The following is a 17,991-nucleotide window of genomic DNA, read 5'->3' as shown; positions in this document are numbered from 1 at the left end:
GCCGTGAGGGGAGGCCGCCACGGGCGGCCCCGCCCCCACCCCCCGGTCGCACGGTCGTCAGCCCGCCAGGAAGTCCCGGGCGATCGACTCCGCCGCCCGCTCCAGCAGCGGTCCCGCCTGGGCCATGGACACCGCCGGGTCCGGTTCGAGCTCGGCCAGGGCGTAGGCGCGGCGGATGCCCGCCTTCTCCAGGGCCTCCGCGGGCAGGGCGAGGCGGCCGCAGACCGCGACGACCTCGATTCCGGCCGCGCGGGCGGCGGCGGCGACCCCGGCCGGGGCCTTGCCGTGGAGGGTCTGCTCGTCGAGCGAGCCCTCGCCCGTGATCACCAGCGTGGCGCGGGCGAGCGCGGGGGCGAAGCCGAGGACGTCGAGCATGACCTCGATTCCGGGGCGGAAGCGGGCGCCGAGGGCGACGAGCGCCCCGTAGCCGATGCCTCCGGCCGCGCCCGCGCCGGGCAGCGCCGCCGTGTCGGGGCCGAGGACCGAGGCGTAGTGCGTGAGGGCCGCGTCGAGGACCGCGATGTCCTCCTCGCTCGCGCCCTTCTGCCGGCCGTACACCTCGGGCGCCCCCTTGGGCCCGGTCAGCGGGTTGTCCACATCGCTGGCCAGGATCAGGTCGACGTCCGCCAGGCGCGGGTCGAGCCCCGAGAGGTCCGCCTCGGCCAGTGTCGCGAGCGGTCCGCCGCCGGGGGCGACGGGCTTGCCGTCCGCGTCCAGGAAGCGGGCGCCGAGGGCCGCGAGCATGCCCGCGCCGCCGTCGGTGGTGGCGCTGCCGCCGACCCCGAAGACGATCGTCGTCGCCCCCGCCTCCAGGGCGGCCTTCAGCAGCTCGCCCGAGCCGTACGTGGTGGCCGTGAGCGGGGCGAACACCCCGTCGGGCAGGTGCTGGAGGCCCGAGGCCTCGGCCATCTCCACCACGGCGGTGTCCCCGCGCAGCGCGTACGCCGCCGTCACCGGGTCGCCGAGGGGGCCGGTCACCCGCGCCTCGCGGCGCTCGAATCCGGCGGCCACCGCCGCCGCGACCGTACCGTCGCCGCCGTCCGCGACCGGCAGGGTCTCCACCGCCAGGCCGGGGACGACGCGCCGCAGCCCGGCCGTCACCCGCTCCGCGACCTGTACGGCCGTGAGCGAGCCCTTGAACTTGTCAGCCGCCACGAGCACGCGGGCGGTCTCCACATCTGCTCCGTCCGTCACCTTGCATCCCTTGCTTTCGAACAGGCAGTCGCGCCGCCCCGACCCTATCCGCACGACCCCCGATCTGCCCATGGCCGTCCGCGGCCGTGCGGTCCGGACCCGGGCCACTACGCTGTCGGCCGTGACGACTCCCGATGCCGACTACGCCGCGTACATCGCCGGGCTCCCCCGGGTCCTCGCCGGTGCCGCCTCGCTCTTCCGCGACGCGGACGGGCGGATCCTGCTGGTCGAGCCGAACTACCGCAAGAGCTGGGCGCTGCCCGGCGGGACCGTCGAGTCGGGGACGGGCGAAGGCCCCCGGCAGGGCGCCCGCCGCGAGACGGCGGAGGAGATCGGACTCGACGTGGCCCCGGGGCGGCTGCTCGCCGTGGACTGGGTGCGGGGCGCGGGCCGGCCGCCGATCGTGGCATACGTGTACGACGGCGGGGTGCTCACGCCTGAGCAGCTGGCGGCGATCCGGCTCCAGGAGGAGGAGCTGCTGTCCTGGCGGCTGGTGGCCCCCGCCGACCTGGACGTTTACCTGCTGGGCCCGCTCGCCGGCCGGGTCCGGGCAGCGCTGGAGGCCCTGACGTCGGGCGGCGGTCCTGTGGAGCTGGAGGACGGCGAGCCGGTCGTGTAAGGGCGTCGGCAGCTCACCGGTGGGCGGGCGGGGCGGTCAGCCCTGCTGCGCCTCGGGTTTGATCTCCACCTCGCGCGCCGTGCCCTCCCGCTCGGCGACGAGGGCCTCGGTGCGGTGGCCGCGCGCGATGTAGTCGCGCACCACGAGTTCGACGGCGTCCTGCGGGTTCCCCACCCCCGCGAGGACCATCGCTTCGACGACGAGTTCGGCATCCAGACTGACGGTCACCTTGGCCATGCGCGGACCCTACCCCGCGCGTTCCGTCCAGGAGCCGGGTTCCCCGAAGAGCCCTGCGGAGGGCAGGTGCCGGGTCGTCGTCGCCACCATCCCCGCGGGCCCTGATGTGTGGCCGTCCACCATCGCCGGGCGGCCTCCCGGATTCCTAGTCTCGTGCGCAGTCGATGCGGCGAGAGGTGGACGGATGGGCAGGGACAAGGTGGTCGCCGACGCGGCGGACGCGGTCGCGGACGTGCGGCGCGGGGCGTCGCTGGCCGTGGGCGGCTTCGGCCTGTGCGGCATACCCGGCGTGCTGATCCACGCTCTGCTGGACCGGGGAGCCGGTGAGCTCAGGGTGGTGTCCAACAACTGCGGGGTGGACGACTGGGGCCTGGGGCTCCTGCTGCGGGCGGGGCTGATCGCGCGGATGACCAGCTCGTACGTCGGGGAGAACAAGGAGTTCGCGCGCCAGTACCTCCAAGGGGAGTTGGAGGTGGAGCTCGTCCCCCAGGGCACCCTGGCGGAACGGCTGCGGGCGGGCGGTTCGGGCATCCCGGCGTTCTACACACCGGCCGGGGCGGGCACCGTGATCGCCGAGGGCGGTCTGGCCTGGCGGCACGGCGCGGACGGCTCCGTCGCGGTCGCGTCGCCGCCCAGGGAGACCCGGGTCTTCGGCGGGCGGGAGCATCTGCTGGAGGAGGGCATCACCACCGACTTCGCGCTGGTGCGCGCCGCCGTGGGCGACCGGCACGGGAACCTCCGCTTCGACTCCTCCGCCCGCAACTTCAACCCGCTCGCCGCGATGGCCGGGCGCATCACCGTGGCGGAGGTCGAGGAACTCGTCGAGCCGGGCGAACTCGCCCCGGACGACGTCCATCTGCCCGGGATCTTCGTCCAGCGGGTCGTCCCCATCGGGACGGACGATCCGCGCGCCGAGAAGCGCGTCGAGCGCCTGACCGTCCGCACCGCCTCCGCTGTTCGTGAAGGGACCGTCTGAGATGCCGCTGACGCGTACGCAGATGGCGGCCCGGGCCGCTCGGGAGCTGCCCGACGGCTCCTACGTCAACCTCGGTATCGGACTGCCGACGCTCATCCCCGACCATCTGCCGGACGGCGTCGAGGCGGTGTTCCAGTCGGAGAACGGCATCCTCGGCGTCGGCCCCTACCCCGTGGCCTCCGAGGTCAGGGCCGACCTGATCAACGCGGGCAAGGAGACGGTGACCCTGCTGCCCGGGGCCTCCTGTGTCGACTCCGCGCTCTCCTTCGCGATGATCCGGGGCGGGCACATCGACGTGGCGGTCCTGGGGGCGATGCAGGTGTCCGCCTCCGGCGATCTGGCGAACTGGGTGATCCCCGGCAAGATGGTCAAGGGGATGGGCGGTGCCATGGATCTCGTCCACGGTGCCCGGCACGTCATCGTGTTGACGGAGCACACAGCACGTGACGGCTCCCCCAAGCTCCTCGCGGAGTGTTCCCTGCCGCTGACCGGCCGGGGCGTCGTGCACCGGATCATCACCGATCTCGCGGTGCTGGACGTCACCCCCGACGGCTTCCTGCTGCGGGAGGTGGCGGCCGGGGTGACGGTCGATCAGGTGCGGGCCGCGACCGGGGCGGAGCTGACCGTGGCGCCCGACCTGACATCGGCACGTCAAGTGGCATGATCGGTGGGCGCGTTGACCGGAAGCCCTCGGCGTCTCCCCCGTAGCAGCCGGGCGTGCTCCCGGCAACAGGTCGTGGCCCCCGGCTCCCGGGCCGGATGTGGAGGGCATCGCCATTACCCGGCCTCCCGCCCGCTTCCTACGGTGACCGCACCCCGGCCGCACCCGCCACCACACGGCGGGCCCGGCCGGGGTCACGGGATCACGGGCGATCCCGTGCACCGTCCCACGGGAGGTCACCATGTCGCACGTCGTTCCCTCGCACCCGGCTCCGCCCGGCGCGCCTCCGCCCGGATCCCGGCGCGGCGGGCGGTGGAGCCGTACCGTCCGCCGGTTCGCCGCCGTCGTCGCCCTGGCCACCGCGGCGGCCCTGGCAGGACCGGGGGTCGCCGGGGCGGCGCCGGCCGCTCACGCGGTCGCCGAGGCGCGGGCGGCCGCCGCCCTGGAGCGGGTCGCCTCGTTCGGGGCCAACCCCGGCGGCCTGAACATGTACGTGTACCGGCCCGCGGCCCTGCCCGCGAACGCGCCCGTGGTCGTCGCCCTGCACGGCTGCACCCAGAGCGCGCAGGTCTACTCCGACAACGCCGGTCTCAACACCTTCGCCGACCGCCACGGCTTCCTGGTCGTGTACGCCGAGACCACCACCGCCAACAACGCCAACAAGTGCTTCAACTGGTTCCAGCCGGGCGACACCCGGCGCGGCCAGGGCGAGGCCGCGTCGATCCGGCAGATGGTCGCGCACGCCGCGACCGCCTACGGCGTGGACACCGGCCGGGTCCAGGTCACCGGCCTCTCGGCGGGCGGGGCGATGACCTCCGTCATGCTGGCCGCCTACCCGGACGTGTTCGCCGCGGGCGCGGTCGTCGCCGGGATCCCGTACGGCTGCGGGGTCGACGTCGTCTCGGCGTTCGGCTGCATGAGCCCCGGCGCGGACCGCACCCCGGCGGCGTGGGCGCAGGCGGTCCGGGACGCGCACCCCGGTTTCGCGGGCCCCTGGCCCCGGGTGGCGATCTGGCACGGGGACAACGACGGGACCGTCGCCCCGAGGAACGCCGACGAGCTGCGGGACCAGTGGACCGCGGTGCACGGGCTCGGCCAGACCCCGGACCGTACCTCCACGATCGGCCCCAACAGCACCCGCAGGAGCGAGTATCTGGCGGCGGACGGCCGGAGCGTCGTGGAGGTCGACCGGGTGCCCGGCATCGGGCACGGCACCCCGGTCGACGCGGGCAGCGGCGCCGAGCAGTGCGGCGCGACCGGCACCCAGCACTTCATCGACTCGATCTGCTCCTCCTACTGGATCACCCGGTTCTTCGGCCTCGACGGCACCACCACCCCCGAGCCGCCCGTGGACCCGCCCACCGAGCCCGCCGCCTGCTGGACGGCGAACAACTACGAGCACGTACGCGCCGGCCGGGCCACCACCACCGGCGGCCAGGTGCACGCCAAGGGCTCCGGCCAGCATCTCGGGCTCTACAACACCTTCGTGACCCACACCCTCAAGGAGTCCCCGGCGGGCCACTACGTCATCGCCGACGGCTCCTGCCCCTGATATCGGCCTGTCGGCCACCCGCACACCGCCCACCCGACGGAGGCATATCTCATGCTGACCCCACCACCCCCGGCACCCCGGCGCGCCGGACCACGACACGACGACGCCCGCCGGCCACCCCGGGGCCGGTGGCTGCGCGGAGCGGTCGTCGCGGCGGCCGTGCTGACGGCCTGGACGGCGGCCCCGTCCGCCGCGGCCCCACCGGACCGGGACTCCGGCGGGCACGGGCACTGCGCCCGCCAGGACGTCCTCCGGGTGCCCGGGGCCGACCGCCAACAGACCGACTGCCTCACGGAGTTGACGACGGCGGGGACGGTGGCCTCCGGGCACACCGACCCGGCGGACTGGGCGGGGCTCACCCCGGAGGGCCTGGCCACCCCCAGGGGCGTACCGGGCATCCAGCTCGACGGCCACTTCCCCGACACGTCGACCGGCAACACCAACCACGGCTGGAACCACGACTCCCAGTTCGTGATCCGGCTCCCCGACCGCTGGAACGGCGGCCTGGTGGTGGCAGGTTCGCCGGGGGTACGCGAGCAGTACGCCAACGACCGGGCTTTCGGGGACTGGGCGCTCGCCCGGGGTTACGCGTTCGCCGCCACCGACAAGGGCAACACCTCGGCCGCGTTCCACCGGGACGGCCGGGCGCCCGGTGACGCCATCGCCGAGTGGAACACCCGCTTCACCCAGCTCACCCGCGCGGCCCGGCTGGTCGTCGCCCAGCGCTATCTGCGGCCCCCTTCCCGCACGCTGGCGATGGGCATGTCCAACGGCGGCTATCTGGTGCGCTGGCAGCTGGAGAACCGTCCCGAGCTGTACGACGGCGGAGTGGACTGGGAGGGCGCGCTCTGGCGGGCGGACGGGCCGAACCTGCTCACCTTCCTGCCGCCCGCCCTGCGCGCCTACCCGCGTTACGCGGCCGGGGGCGCCGACGCCGAGGACGCGCACCGGACCATGACGGCCGCCGGATACCCGGCCGGTTCGGAGTTCCTGTGGCCGTACCACCACCAGCACTACTGGGACCTGACGCAGCGGATCTACCGGGAGGAACTCGACCCCGGTTTCGACGGCGCTACCGAGGCCGGCACGCCCTTCTGCGCACCGGGGGCCCCCGCCTGCGACGCCGACTACGCGTACGCGGAGCGGCCGGACGAGGTCCGCGACGCGGTCGCGAAGATCGCTCTGACCGGCCGTATCGGGAAACCGCTGATCAGCTTCCACGGCACCCTGGACGTGCTGCTCCCGATCTCCCGGACCTCGGACACGTACGCGCGCATGGTGCGGCAGCAGGGGCGCGGGGCGATCCACCGCTACTACCGCGTCGAGGGCGGCACCCATGTGGACTCGCTCGTCGACGCCTTCCCCGACCGGCTGCGTCCGCTCGTGCCGTGCCACCGTTCGGCGGCCGAGGCGCTGGAACGCTGGCTGGACGACGGCCGGCGCCCCCCGTCGAGCCGCACGCTGGAGCTGCCCGCGGATGCCACTCCCGCCGAGCGGCTCACCCGCTGCCCGCTGACCGGAATGCCGAACGGGTAGCGGAGTCCGCCACTTCCCCCGGGCTCACTGTGGAGATTCACGCCATGGGATGTCCGGCCGGGTGTCTCTAGCGTTTCCGGCCATGACGAGCCAATTTCACGCAGCCTCCGCCTCCCCGGCGCCGGGCGCCGGGGCCGTGGACCTCAGGGGGCGTACCGCCCTCGTCACCGGCGGCGGCAGCGGCATCGGGCGGGCCATCGCCGAGGTGCTCGCCGCCGCCGGGGCCCTGGTGCACGTGGTCGACCGGGAGGCGGAGAGCGCCAAGTCCGTCGCCGCCGCGATCGGCGGGGTGGCCCACGTCGTGGACCTGGCCGACGCGGAGGCGGTCGGGACGCTGCCGACCGGGGTGGACGTCCTGGTCAACAACGCCGGGCTGCAGCACGTGTCCCCCATCGAGGAGTTCCCGCCGGCCCGCTTCGCGCTGATCCAGCAGGTGATGGTGACCGCCCCGTTCCTGCTGATGCGGCAGTGCCTTCCGCACATGTACGCCGGGGGGTGGGGCCGGATCGTCAACGTCTCCAGCATGCACGGGCTGCGGGCCAGCGCCTTCAAGTCCGCCTACGTCGCCGCCAAGCACGGCCTGGAGGGGCTGAGCAAGGTGGCCGCCCTGGAGGGCGCCCCGCACGGGGTGACCAGCAACTGCGTCAACCCCGGCTATGTCCGCACCCCGCTGGTGGAGGGGCAGATCGCGGGCCAGGCGGCCGCGCACGGGATCCCCCCGGAGGAGGTCGTCACCGACATCCTCCTGGAGCGCTCCGCGATCAAGCGGCTGATCGAGCCCGACGAGGTCGCCGCGGTATGCCTCTGGCTCTGCGGCCCCCACACCGGATACATCACCGGCGCCTCGCTCCCCGTGGACGGGGGCTGGGGCGCCCACTGAACCCCACCCCGGCTTCGGCCCCCACCGCAGCCGGGCGCACGACCCGCACCACCCGCACCCCCGTCCCTGACCGTCCGCCAACGAATCGCGGTGACTCACCATGGGTTCCCCCAGCTCCGCTCCGCCCGGCAACAGCCGCATCGGCCGCATCGTCGCGGCCAGCCTCGTCGGCACCACCATCGAGTGGTACGACTTCTTCCTCTACGGCTCGGCTGCCGCGCTCGTCTTCAACTCGCTCTTCTTCCCCAGCAGCGATCCGCTGGTCGGCACGCTGCTCGCCTTCCTGACGTACGCGGTCGGCTTCGCCGCCCGTCCCCTCGGCGGCGTCGTCTTCGGCCACTACGGCGACAAGATCGGCCGCAAGAAGCTGCTCGTGCTCAGCCTGCTCATGATGGGCGGCGCCACCTTCGCCATGGGTCTGCTGCCCACCCACGCGAGCATCGGGGTGTGGGCGCCGATCCTGCTGACCGTCCTGCGCCTGGTGCAGGGCTTCGCGCTGGGCGGCGAGTGGGGCGGCGCGGTGCTCCTCGTCTCCGAGCACGGCGGCGACGAACGGCGCGGATTCTGGGCCTCCTGGCCGCAGTCCGGTGCGCCCGGCGGCAATCTGCTGGCCACCGGCGTCCTGGCGCTGCTCGCGGCCGTCCAGTCCGACGAGGCGTTCCTCGCCTGGGGCTGGCGCATCCCGTTCCTGCTGTCAGGCGTCCTCGTCATGATCGGTCTGTGGATCCGTATCTCCGTCGAGGAGTCCCCGGTCTTCCTGGAGGCGCAGCGCAAGTCGGCCGAGGCGGCCGCGCAGGGGGAGAAGGAACAGCCCCCGGTCGTCGAGGTGTTCCGCAAGAGCTGGCGCGAGGTGCTCCTCGCGATCGGCACGCGCTTCGGCGAGAACATCTCGTACTACATCCTCACCGCCTTCCTGCTCGTCTACGTGACCGTGCACCTGGAGATGTCCAAGAGCGACGCCCTGAACGCCGTCCTGATCGGCTCCGCGGTGCACTTCGTCACCATCCCGCTGTGGGGCGCGCTCTCGGACCGGCTGGGCCGCCGCCCGGTCACCTTGATCGGCGCGGTGGGCATGGCGGCCTGGGCGTTCGGGTTCTTCGCGCTGCTGGACACCAAGTCGTTCCCCGTCATCGTCCTCGCGGTCACCCTCGGCCTGCTGCTGCACGGCGCGATGTACGGTCCGCAGGCGGCGTTCATCTCGGAGATGTTCGACACGAAGGTCCGCTACTCCGGCGCCTCGATGGGCTCGCAGCTGGCCTCGATCATCGGCGGCGCGCTCGCTCCGCTGATCGCGGTCGAACTCCTCAAGGACTACGAGTCGTCCGTCCCGATCTCCCTCTACCTCTGCTTCGCCTCCCTGGTCACCGCGGTGACGGTCTGGGTGGCCAGGGAAACCCGCGGCCGCGACCTGACCAAGGACGGCCCGGACCGTTCCGGCCCGGCCACGCCGACCGCGACCGTGAAGGACTCGGTCCCCCTCGGCCGCTGATCCCCCGCCCTCCCGCGCGCCGAACCGCTCGTACGGTGCGTGGGAGGGCTGTTCCCGTTAGGCCCCTCCCGGGAGGCGATCACCGTATGCTCACCGGCGTGACACGCCCCGCCCAGCACTCCGCGCCCGCCCTGCGGCACCTTCTCGACCTGCTGGCGCAGGGTGCGGCGGCCGAGGAGTTCGACCGGCCGGCCGCCGACGCCCGGCAGGCGGGGGCCTCCGCCGCCGAGCTGGCGGAGATCACCGAGGCCGCCGCCGTGGCGCTGCGCATCCGGCGCACGCTCGGCCAGCACCGGGTGCGCGAGGCGCAGCTCACCGCCCTGTTCGACACGGCCAGCGACCTGGCGGCCCTGCGGGACCTGGACGCCGTGCTGCGGGCCATCGTCCACCGGGCGAAGCTGCTGCTCGGCACCGACGTCACCTATCTCTCGCTCAACGACGACGCCGCGGGCGACACGTACATGCGGGTCACCGACGGCTCGGTGGCCGAGGCGTTCCAGCGGGTGCGGCTCGGCATGGGCGAGGGCCTGGGCGGACTGGTGGCCCAGACGGCCCGCCCGTACGCGACCGGGGACTACCAGGCCGACACCCGGTTCCACCACACCACCACCATCGACAGCGCGGTCCTCGACGAGGGCCTGCGGGCGATCCTCGGCGTCCCGCTGCGCCTCGGCGCCCGCATCATCGGCGTGCTGTACGCCGCCGACCGGTCGCCCCGCGAGTTCACCGCCACCGAGGTGGCCCTGCTGTCCTCCCTGGCCGACCACGCCGCGATCGCCATCGACGGGGCCCGGCTGCTGGAGGAGACCCGGGCCGCACTGGTCGACCTGAACGCCGCGTCGGAGACCATCCGGACGCACAGCGAGGCCATGCGCCGCGCCGAGGAGGCGCACGACCAGCTCACCGACCTCGTGCTCCAGGGCGGCGGGGCCGACGACGTGGCGGCGGCGCTCGCGGACATCCTGGACGGCGGGATCCTCATCCACGACGCGGACGGCGCTGAGCTGGCCCGGGCCCGCGCCGAACCGCTGCCGCAGCCGATCCCGGCGGTCTCGGCCTCCCGGGCCCGGGGCCGGGCGGTGCCGCTGGACGGCATCTGGGTCTGCGCCGTCCTCGCCGGACCCGAGCTCCTCGGCTCCATCGCCCTGACCGGCCGGGCCGGGCTCGCGGACGCCGACCGGCTGCTGTTCGAGCGGGCCAGTGTCGTCACCGCGCTGCTCATGCTGCTGCGCCGCTCGGTCGCCGAGACGGAGGACCGGGTACGGGGAGAGCTGCTGGGCGATCTGCTCGCGCGCACCGGCGACCCGGGCACCCTCGCGGCGCGCGCCCGCCGGCTGGGCGTCAACCTGAACCGGCGCCACAGCGTGTTCGTCGCCCACAGCGAGGTGGCCCCCCGCCACCGGCTCCTTGCCGCGTCCGCCCGCAGCGCGCAGGCCCTCAACGGTCTGGCCGGGCTCCACCACGACCACGTCGTCCTGGTCGCGCCCTCGGACGCACCGGGTCCGTCCGCGCAGGCGCTCGCCGCCGAGCTGGGCCAGGCGGTCGGCTTCCCCGTCACCGTGGGCGCGGCGGGCCCGGCCACGGGTCCGGCCGAGCTGCCCGAAGCGCACCGCGAGGCCGACCGCTGCCTCTCCGCGCTGCGCGCCCTCGGCCGCACCGGGAGCGGCGGGGCCGTCGCGGACCTGGGATTCATCGGCGTACTGCTGGGCGACCAGGCGGACCTGGGCGGCTATGTCCAGCGGACGCTGGGGCCCGTGCTCGACTACGACAGCCGGCGCGGCACCGACCTCGTCACCACGCTGGACGCCTATTTCGCCGAGGGCGCGAGCCTGACCCGGACCAAGTCACTGCTCCATGTGCATGTGAACACGGTGGTGCAGCGGCTGGAGCGCATCGGCCGGCTCCTGGGCCCGGACTGGAACGCGCCCGCCCGCACGCTGGAGATCCAGCTGGCCCTGCGGCTCCACCGGCTGACGCAGGGCCTGTGAGCGGCCGTATCCCTCCGGCCGGGAGGGCTCTCAGCCGTCCAGGCCCGCCGAGACCCGTCGCGAGGGCTTGAAGACGTACAGGTCGAGGATGTCCGGGGCGTCCGCGAGCCCCGGGCCGCCCGCCGCCGCCCAGGTCACGATGTCCCGCTCGGCGTGCTCGTCGTTGACCAGGCCCAGCCAGACCGGCCGGCCCCCGGCCCTGCGGCCCTCGGCGGAGGGCTGCACGACGATCACGTTGCCCTGCTCGCAGGCATCGAGGCACTCGACCGCCCGTACGGTGGCGGCGCCCTCCAGACCGGAGCGCAGCCGGGCCAGCTGGGCCGCGTGGTCGACGCCCGGGATCTTCTCGGTGCCGCAGCAGCAGCCCCGGCAGACGCTGACGGTGGGGCGGCCGGCGGCCTGGGCGGGCACGTCCTTGCGGGAGCGGCGGCTCATCGGGGCACTTCCCGTCGCGGAGAGGGGTGAGGGGTGATCTCAGCTGAGGACCACCGCCGGTCCGGGTGATCACCACGACTCTACCGAGGCGTCCGCGGTTCGAACACCAGCACCCTCGCCGGGCCGGGTGGGGTATCGTTGACGGCTGCGAAGGGGAGTAGCCCCGCAAACCGGTCGTCGACACACTGGAGCCCTCGGGCTCCCGGTGGCCGGGCTCGTGGATCCTGAGAGGGACTTCCGGGCGGGCGAGACCTTCGGTCCTGTATGACACGCCCACGCCCTGTGGGCGCTGCCGTCATGCCGGGCCGAGTGGTCCTCCGGAAGCCCGTGCGGCGCTTCGCGAAGATCCGGGGCCCGGCTCGCACAGAAAGCCACCCGGAATGCATCTCGACCTCCTGGCGATCCTCACCGCCTTCGGGCTGATCTTCCTCGCGGAGCTCCCCGACAAGACGATGTTCGCCTCGCTGGCCATGGGCACGCGGATGCGCCCGCTCTACGTGTGGTTCGGCACGTCGTCCGCGTTCATCGTGCACGTCGCGATCGCCGTCGGTGCGGGCAGCCTCATCGGGCTGCTGCCCGACTGGATCGTCAAGCTCGTCTCGGCCTCGCTCTTCGCCCTCGGCGCGTTCCTCCTGCTGCGCGGGAGCGGCGGGGACGACGATGACGAGACCGAGGTGAAGACGGTGACCGGCTTCTGGCCGGTCTACTCGACCGCGTTCATGGCGGTCTTCATCAGCGAGTGGGGCGATCTGACGCAGATCACCACCGCCAACCTCGCGGCCGGCAACGGCACCTGGTCCACGGCGATCGGTTCGGCTGCCGCCCTGATGTCGGTGTCGGCCCTGGCGCTGCTGGCGGGGAAGTTCATCGCGAAGCGCGTACCGCTGAAGACCGTGCAGCGCATCGGCGGCCTCTGCATGCTGGGCCTCGCCGTCTGGACGGCCGTGGAGATCTTCACCGGCTGAGGCCGCCGTGCGCGGCGGGGCGGGGACGTTCCGATTTCGGTGCGCCCCCGCCCACGGACTTCGGTGCGCCCCCGCCCGCGGAATTCTGTACACCGCCGCCCGCGCTCAGAACAGGGCCTGCGCCGCCTCCCCCGTGCCGCCGCTCTCGAAGGCGAGCAGCCGCTGCTTGCGGTCCAGGCCGCCGCCGTATCCGGTGAGGCCCCCGGAGGCTCCGATCACACGGTGGCACGGGACGATGATCCCGACCGGGTTCTTGCCGTTGGCCAGGCCGACGGCGCGCGAGGCGCCCGGCTTGCCGAGCTCCTCGGCCAGTTCGCCGTACGTCCGGGTCTCGCCGTACGGGATCTTCAGCAGCTCCGCCCAGACGCTCCGCTGGAACGGGGTGCCCGCCAGGTTCATCGGGAGGTCGAAGGCGGAGCGGTCGCCGGCGAAGTACTCGCCGAGCTGGCGGATCACCTCGTCGAAGGGCTCCGGGTCCGGTACGCCGAAGGTCTCCTCGGGCGGGCGGTGCCGCTGGTCGGTCATGTAGAGGGCCGACAGGACGCCGTCGGTGGCGACGAGCGTCAGCGGGCCGTAGGGGCTGTCGACGACCGTGTGCTGCTTGGCGGCGGTGGTGGCGGGTGTGGCGGTCATTGCGGTGCTCCTTCAGGCGGGCAGATGGTTGATGGGGTGGTCGTCCACCGTCCAGAGGTACTGCACGGCGTACGCCCGCCAGGGGCGCCAGTCGGCCGCCCGTGCGGTGAGGGCGGCGGGGGTGGCCCGCAGGCCGAGCCGTTCGGCGGCGCGGCGGATACCGAGGTCGGTGGGGAGGAAGGCGTCGGGGTCGCCGAGGGACCGCATGGCGATGGACTCGACGGTCCAGGGGCCGAAGCCGGGCAGCGCGGCCAGTTCGGCGCGGGCCTGCTCCCAGTCGGTGTCGGTGTCGAGCCGCAGCCGGTCCTCCGCGAGGGCGGCGACGAGCGTGGTGAGGGTGGTGCGGCGGGTCCGCGGCAGTGCGAGGGTCTCCGGGTCGAGGTCGGCCAGCGCCCGAGGGGTCGGGAAGAGGTGGGTGAGCCCGCCCTCGGGGTCGTCGACCGGAACGCCGTGGGCGGTGACCAGCCGGGCCGCGTGGGTGCGGGCGGCGGCGGTGGAGACCTGCTGGCCGAGCACCGCGCGCACGGCGAACTCCGCGCCGTCCACGGTGCGCGGCACCCGGCGGCCGGGGCCCGCGTCGACCAGCGGGGCCAGCAGCGGGTCGGTGCGCAGCTGGGCGTCGACGGCGACCGGGTCCGCGTCCAGGTCGAGGAGCCAGCGGCAGCGGCTGATGGCCCGGGTGAGGTCGCGGGGGTCGGTGAGGGAGAGCCGGCAGGCGATGTGGTCGGGTTTCGGGGTCAGGGCGACGACGCCGTGCCCGTACGGGAGGGTCAGCGTGCGCCGGTACGCGCCGTCGCGCCACTCCTCGACGCCGGGGACCGCGGTCGCGGCGAGGTGGCCGAAGAGGTTGCTGGGGTTGAGCGGGGCCCGGTACGGCAGGCGCAGCGCGATGACGCCCGGTACGGCGGTGGTCCGCGGGCCCCGGGCGGCGCGGGTGCGCAGGTCGCCGGGGGCCAGGGCGAAGACCTCGCGGACCGTCTCGTTGAAGGTGCGGATCGAGGAGAAGCCGGCGGCGAACGCCACCTGGGCCATGGGCAGGTCGGTGGTCTCGATGAGGAGGCGGGCGGTCTGCGCCCGCTGGGCGCGGGCCAGGGCCAGCGGTCCGGCGCCCAGCTCGGCCAGCAGCTGGCGTTCGATCTGGCGGGCGGAGTAGCCGAGCCGGGCGGCGAGCCCGGGCACTCCCTCGCGGTCGACGACCCCGTCCCGGATGAGGCGCATGGCGCGGGCGACCGAGTCGGCGCGGGCGTTCCACTCCGGGGACCCGGGGCTGGTGTCGGGGCGGCACCGCTTGCAGGCCCGGAATCCGGCCTGCTGGCAGGCGGCGGCGCTCGGGTAGAAGGTCATGTTGCGGGTCTTGGGAGGCACGACGGGGCAGCTGGGGCGGCAGTAGATCCGGGTGGTGAGGACCGCGGTGAAGAACCAGCCGTCGAAGCGGGCGTCCTTCGACCGGACGGCCCGCACGCAGCGCTCGGTGTCGGTGTGCATGGTTCCAGGATGGTTCACCGGTCAGGGGCTTGGCTGGCGGAAATCCGACACGGAGGTCACCCGGAAATCCGACAGCCGTACGACGACCGCCGAGGCCGTTGGGGCCGCCCTCGCGGCGAGCGCGGTCTCAGCCCCGCATCGCGAGGACTTCCTCGAACTCCACGTACGCGTGCGCGTCGAAGAGCACGAAGCGCACCTCCTCGACCCGCTCCACGGTCTCCGCCAGGACCGTGCGCACCGCGATCCGGGCCCCGTCGTCCATCGGCCAGCCGTAGATACCGGTGGAGATCGCCGGGAACGCGATGGACTTGGCCCCCAACTCGGCGGCCAGGCGCAGGGATTCGCGGTAGCAGGAGGCGAGCAGGGCGGAGCGGTCCTGGGCGCCGGAGAAGACCGGGCCGACCGTGTGCACGATCCACTGCGCGTCGAGGCGTCCGGCGGTCGTGGCGACGGCCTGCCCGGTGGGCAGCCCCTTTCCGTACTGCGAGGCGCGCAGTTCACGGCAGGCGGCGAGGATGTCGGGGCCGCCGCGCCGGTGGATGGCGCCGTCGACTCCGCCGCCGCCGAGCAGCGAGGAGTTCGCCGCGTTGACGATGACGTCGACGGACTGGTCGGTGATGTCACCGCGGACCAGACGTACGGCGGGAGAGACAGAGGTGCTCATGCGGACATCATGCCGCGCGCCGGGGGCCTTCGCCGCACGGTCGGGGCGACCCGCCGGGCGGACCCGCGGCGGGCACCACCTGAGGCCGGGCGGCCGCCTCAGGAGGCCGCCCGCAAACGCCGCCATACGGCCTTGGCCGCGTGGTGTCCGGACATGCCGTGCACCCCGGGTCCGGGTGGGGTGGCCGAGGAGCAGAGGAACACCGCGGGGTGGGCGGTTGCGTACGGGACGCGGGCGAGCTTGGGGCGGATCAGGGTCTGGAGGCCGGCGAAGGCTCCGCAGGCGATATCGCCGCCGATGTAATTGGCGTTGCGCGTTGCGAGTTCGGGCGGTCCGGCGACCGCGCGGGCGAGGACCAGGTCGCGGAACCCGGGGGCGAAGCGCTCCAGTTGGCGTTCGATGGCGTCGGTGGCGTCGCCCTCCCAGCCCGCCGGGACATGGCCGTACACCCAGAAGACATGGCGCCCTTCGGGGGCACGCGAGGGGTCGGTCAGGGTGGGCTGAGCGGTGATGAGGAAGGGGGTGCTGGGGTCGCGGCCGTCGACGGCGGCCTGCAACGCGGCGTCGATGGCGGTGGCGGTGGGGCCGATGTGGACGGTGCCCGCACGGCGGGCCTCGGGCGCGGTCCAGGGGACGGGGCCGGACAGCGCGTAGTCGATCTTGAAGGCGGAAGCGCCGTAGCGGTAGCGGTGGTAGGCGCTGCCCAGTCCGGCGATGCGGGCGAGGGCGGAAGGCGAGGTGTCGAAGATGTAGGCGCGGGCGGGCGGCAGTTCGTCCAGCCGCTTGACCTCGCTGCCGGTGCGGATCGTGCCGCCGTGTTCCCGGAGCAGGGAGGCGAGGGCGTCGGAGATGGCCTGGGAGCCGCCTCGCGGCACCGGCCAGCCGTTCTCGTGGGCGGCGAGCGCGAAGACGAGGGCGATGGCCGAGGTGGCGAAGCCGCTGGTGGGAGCTATGGCGTGGGCGGCGAGTCCGGCGAAGAGGCCGCGGGCCCTCTCGCCCTGGAAGCGCCGGGAGACCCAGGTGGCGGGCTGGAGGCCGAGCAGACCGAAGCGTGCCAGCCGGTACGGGTCGCGGGGCAGGCCGTCCCAGGGTGTGCGCAGGAAGTCGGCGGCGAGGGTGTCCCAGCGGCCGAGGAAGGGGGCCATGAGGCGGCGGTAGGCGCCGGCGTCGGCGGCCCCCAGCGTCATGGCGCTCTCACCGACGGAACGGGTGAGGACGGCGGCCGTGCCGTCGGGGAAGGGGTGGGCGAGGTCGACCTCGGGGTGCAGCCATTCCAGGCCGTGCCGGGCCAGGGACATCGCCCGGAACGCGGGCGAGCCGATCCCGAGGGGGTGCACGGCGGAACACGGGTCGTGCCGGAATCCCGGGAGGGTCAGCTCCTCGGTGCGGGCGCCTCCGCCGATGGTGTCGTGCGCCTCGTGGACCTCCACGGAGAAGCCCCGGCGGGCCAGTTCGGCCGCGGCGGTCAGTCCGTTGGGCCCGGCGCCCACCACGACCGCATCGAGCATCGACGGCACCTTGGGACTCCTTCGTCGGCCGGCAGTCGGACTCCCAGGGTATGCGGCCCCACCGACAGCGCGGACCCGGACCCCCACGGATCCGCGTGCCGGGCGGCCCGAGTGCTCGGCGACGGCCCGGGGCTCGTTCGGCAGCCCCGGGGCGACCGTCTCCGTCAGCCGCCCGCCCGCAACGCCGTCAGGATCCGTTCGGCGGTGGCCTCGTCGCGGGCCGCCGTGAACGGCAGGTCGTTGCCGCCCGCGATCCGGAACGGGACGCCCGCCAGGGTCGCCTGCGCGCCGCCCGCCTCGGTGACCAGGAGCAGTCCGGCCGCGTGGTCCCAGGCGTACTCCCAGTTGAACGCGGTGGCGTCGAGATCCCCGCGCGCCACCGCGAGGTACTCCAGGCCCGCCGAGCCGCAGGGCCGGGCCGCGATACCTTCGGTGCGCAGGCCGAGCAGGGCCCGCTTCTGGGCGTCGGTGGTGTAGTCGGGGTGCGACATGGCCACGCTCAGTACGGCGCCGGGAGCGGGGGCTCCGGCGCGCAGCGGGGTGCCGTTGAGCGTGGCGCCCCGGCCGCGTACGGCGACGGCCATCTCACCCAGGACCGGTGCGTACGTCCAGGAGGCGTGGACCTCGCCGTGCTGGGCGAGGGCGACCAGAGTGCAGAAGGCGGCCTCGCCGCGGACGAACTGGCGGGTGCCGTCGACCGGGTCGACGATCCAGACGGGGGCGTCGCCGCCGAGGGCGTCGTAGACCGCCGGGTCGGCGTGGACGGACTCCTCGCCGACGACGACCGAGCCGGGCAGCAGCTTGGTGAGGGCGGCGGTCAGGTGTTCCTCGGCCAGCCGGTCGGCGGCGGTGACCAGGTCGTGCGGGCCGCTCTTCTCGATGATCTCGTGAGCGGCGAGCTTCCGGTGGCGGGGCACGATCTCGGCCGCGGCGGCGGCGCGCACGGCGGCCTCGACCTCGGCCAGCGGTCCGGTGTCCCCGGCGGTCCCGTACAGGAAGTCATCGATCATGGCTCCACCCAATCATGGCCGCCCACCCAGCCACCGTCGCCGCCCACCCAGCCCGTCCGGCGTTTGAGGACGGAACCGTCGCAGCGGCGTTCACCACGCTCGACGGGCTGAAAGGCGTCGTTGCGGGAACCCTCGCTGCTGTCCTGCTGCACGCGCTCT

The 17,991-nt window shown here is 74.1% G+C and carries 17 protein-coding genes; 9 read left to right on the top strand and 8 right to left on the bottom strand.

The features are described 5' to 3' along the window. Positions 1-57: 57 nt before the first annotated feature. A complete protein-coding gene (locus tag D3105_RS20050) occupies positions 58-1,176 on the bottom strand; it encodes a glycerate kinase (protein ID WP_118904489.1) in 1,119 nt (372 codons plus the stop codon). Between the two features lie 139 nt (positions 1,177-1,315). On the opposite strand from D3105_RS20050, the gene D3105_RS20045 reads away from it, so the two are divergent. Beyond that, positions 1,316-1,813, top strand: coding sequence for an NUDIX domain-containing protein (locus D3105_RS20045; RefSeq protein WP_118904493.1), 498 nt, complete (start codon positions 1,316-1,318; stop codon positions 1,811-1,813). A gap of 36 nt (positions 1,814-1,849) precedes the next feature. Here the strand turns inward: D3105_RS20045 and D3105_RS20040 are convergent, their stop codons facing one another. Further along, positions 1,850-2,050, bottom strand: a complete 201-nt coding sequence (locus D3105_RS20040) for a type II toxin-antitoxin system VapB family antitoxin (protein WP_006128694.1) — start codon at positions 2,048-2,050, stop codon at positions 1,850-1,852. 184 nt (positions 2,051-2,234) lie between these two features. Here D3105_RS20040 and D3105_RS20035 point away from each other — a divergent pair, with 184 nt between their 5' ends. The 7 genes from D3105_RS20035 to D3105_RS20005 all read left to right on the top strand — a co-directional run bounded on the left by D3105_RS20035 (position 2,235) and on the right by D3105_RS20005 (position 11,132). Then, complete coding sequence (locus D3105_RS20035; protein ID WP_118904488.1) at positions 2,235-3,026, top strand: CoA transferase subunit A; 792 nt, start codon at positions 2,235-2,237, stop codon at positions 3,024-3,026. A 1-nt stretch (position 3,027) separates the two neighbouring features. After that, positions 3,028-3,690 carry a CoA transferase subunit B gene (locus D3105_RS20030; protein WP_118904487.1) on the top strand — a complete coding sequence of 221 codons (663 nt, stop codon included), beginning with the start codon at positions 3,028-3,030 and terminating at the stop codon, positions 3,688-3,690. A 238-nt stretch (positions 3,691-3,928) separates the two neighbouring features. Then, positions 3,929-5,239, top strand: a complete 1,311-nt coding sequence (locus tag D3105_RS20025; RefSeq protein ID WP_118904486.1) for an extracellular catalytic domain type 1 short-chain-length polyhydroxyalkanoate depolymerase — start codon at positions 3,929-3,931, stop codon at positions 5,237-5,239. 51 nt (positions 5,240-5,290) lie between these two features. Beyond that, positions 5,291-6,775, top strand: a complete 1,485-nt coding sequence (locus D3105_RS20020) for a 3-hydroxybutyrate oligomer hydrolase family protein (protein WP_240646965.1) — start codon at positions 5,291-5,293, stop codon at positions 6,773-6,775. Between the two features lie 82 nt (positions 6,776-6,857). Then, complete coding sequence (locus D3105_RS20015; RefSeq protein ID WP_118904485.1) at positions 6,858-7,655, top strand: 3-hydroxybutyrate dehydrogenase; 798 nt, start codon at positions 6,858-6,860, stop codon at positions 7,653-7,655. A 100-nt stretch (positions 7,656-7,755) separates the two neighbouring features. After that, positions 7,756-9,144, top strand: coding sequence for an MFS transporter (locus D3105_RS20010; protein WP_118904484.1), 1,389 nt, complete (start codon positions 7,756-7,758; stop codon positions 9,142-9,144). Between the two features lie 86 nt (positions 9,145-9,230). Continuing rightward, positions 9,231-11,132 (top strand): helix-turn-helix domain-containing protein, encoded by a 1,902-nt coding sequence (locus D3105_RS20005; protein WP_118904483.1) that lies wholly within the window; start codon positions 9,231-9,233, stop codon positions 11,130-11,132. A gap of 30 nt (positions 11,133-11,162) precedes the next feature. On the opposite strand, the gene D3105_RS20000 is transcribed toward D3105_RS20005, so the two are convergent. Further along, positions 11,163-11,567 (bottom strand): (2Fe-2S) ferredoxin domain-containing protein, encoded by a 405-nt coding sequence (locus tag D3105_RS20000; RefSeq protein ID WP_118904482.1) that lies wholly within the window; start codon positions 11,565-11,567, stop codon positions 11,163-11,165. 380 nt (positions 11,568-11,947) lie between these two features. On the opposite strand from D3105_RS20000, the gene D3105_RS19995 reads away from it, so the two are divergent. Beyond that, complete coding sequence (locus tag D3105_RS19995; RefSeq protein ID WP_118904481.1) at positions 11,948-12,532, top strand: TMEM165/GDT1 family protein; 585 nt, start codon at positions 11,948-11,950, stop codon at positions 12,530-12,532. A 105-nt stretch (positions 12,533-12,637) separates the two neighbouring features. Here D3105_RS19995 and D3105_RS19990 read toward each other — a convergent pair whose 3' ends face one another. The 5 genes from D3105_RS19990 to D3105_RS19970 all read right to left on the bottom strand — a co-directional run bounded on the left by D3105_RS19990 (position 12,638) and on the right by D3105_RS19970 (position 17,832). Next, entirely contained in the window at positions 12,638-13,165 is a 528-nt protein-coding gene (locus D3105_RS19990; protein WP_118904480.1) for a methylated-DNA--[protein]-cysteine S-methyltransferase, read from the bottom strand. 12 nt (positions 13,166-13,177) lie between these two features. Continuing rightward, positions 13,178-14,650 carry an AlkA N-terminal domain-containing protein gene (locus D3105_RS19985; protein WP_118904479.1) on the bottom strand — a complete coding sequence of 491 codons (1,473 nt, stop codon included), beginning with the start codon at positions 14,648-14,650 and terminating at the stop codon, positions 13,178-13,180. A 127-nt stretch (positions 14,651-14,777) separates the two neighbouring features. Next, positions 14,778-15,314 carry an O-acetyl-ADP-ribose deacetylase gene (locus tag D3105_RS19980; protein WP_118904478.1) on the bottom strand — a complete coding sequence of 179 codons (537 nt, stop codon included), beginning with the start codon at positions 15,312-15,314 and terminating at the stop codon, positions 14,778-14,780. 98 nt (positions 15,315-15,412) lie between these two features. Beyond that, positions 15,413-16,831 carry a phytoene desaturase family protein gene (locus D3105_RS19975; RefSeq protein ID WP_118904477.1) on the bottom strand — a complete coding sequence of 473 codons (1,419 nt, stop codon included), beginning with the start codon at positions 16,829-16,831 and terminating at the stop codon, positions 15,413-15,415. 155 nt (positions 16,832-16,986) lie between these two features. After that, positions 16,987-17,832 carry an inositol monophosphatase family protein gene (locus tag D3105_RS19970; protein ID WP_118904476.1) on the bottom strand — a complete coding sequence of 282 codons (846 nt, stop codon included), beginning with the start codon at positions 17,830-17,832 and terminating at the stop codon, positions 16,987-16,989. Between the last annotated feature and the right edge of the window lie 159 nt (positions 17,833-17,991).

It is taken from the genome of Streptomyces globisporus (assembly GCF_003501885.1).
GTDB classification, from domain to species: Bacteria; Actinomycetota; Actinomycetes; order Streptomycetales; family Streptomycetaceae; genus Streptomyces; species Streptomyces globisporus_D.
This window is presented reverse-complemented; position numbering and strand designations above follow the sequence as displayed.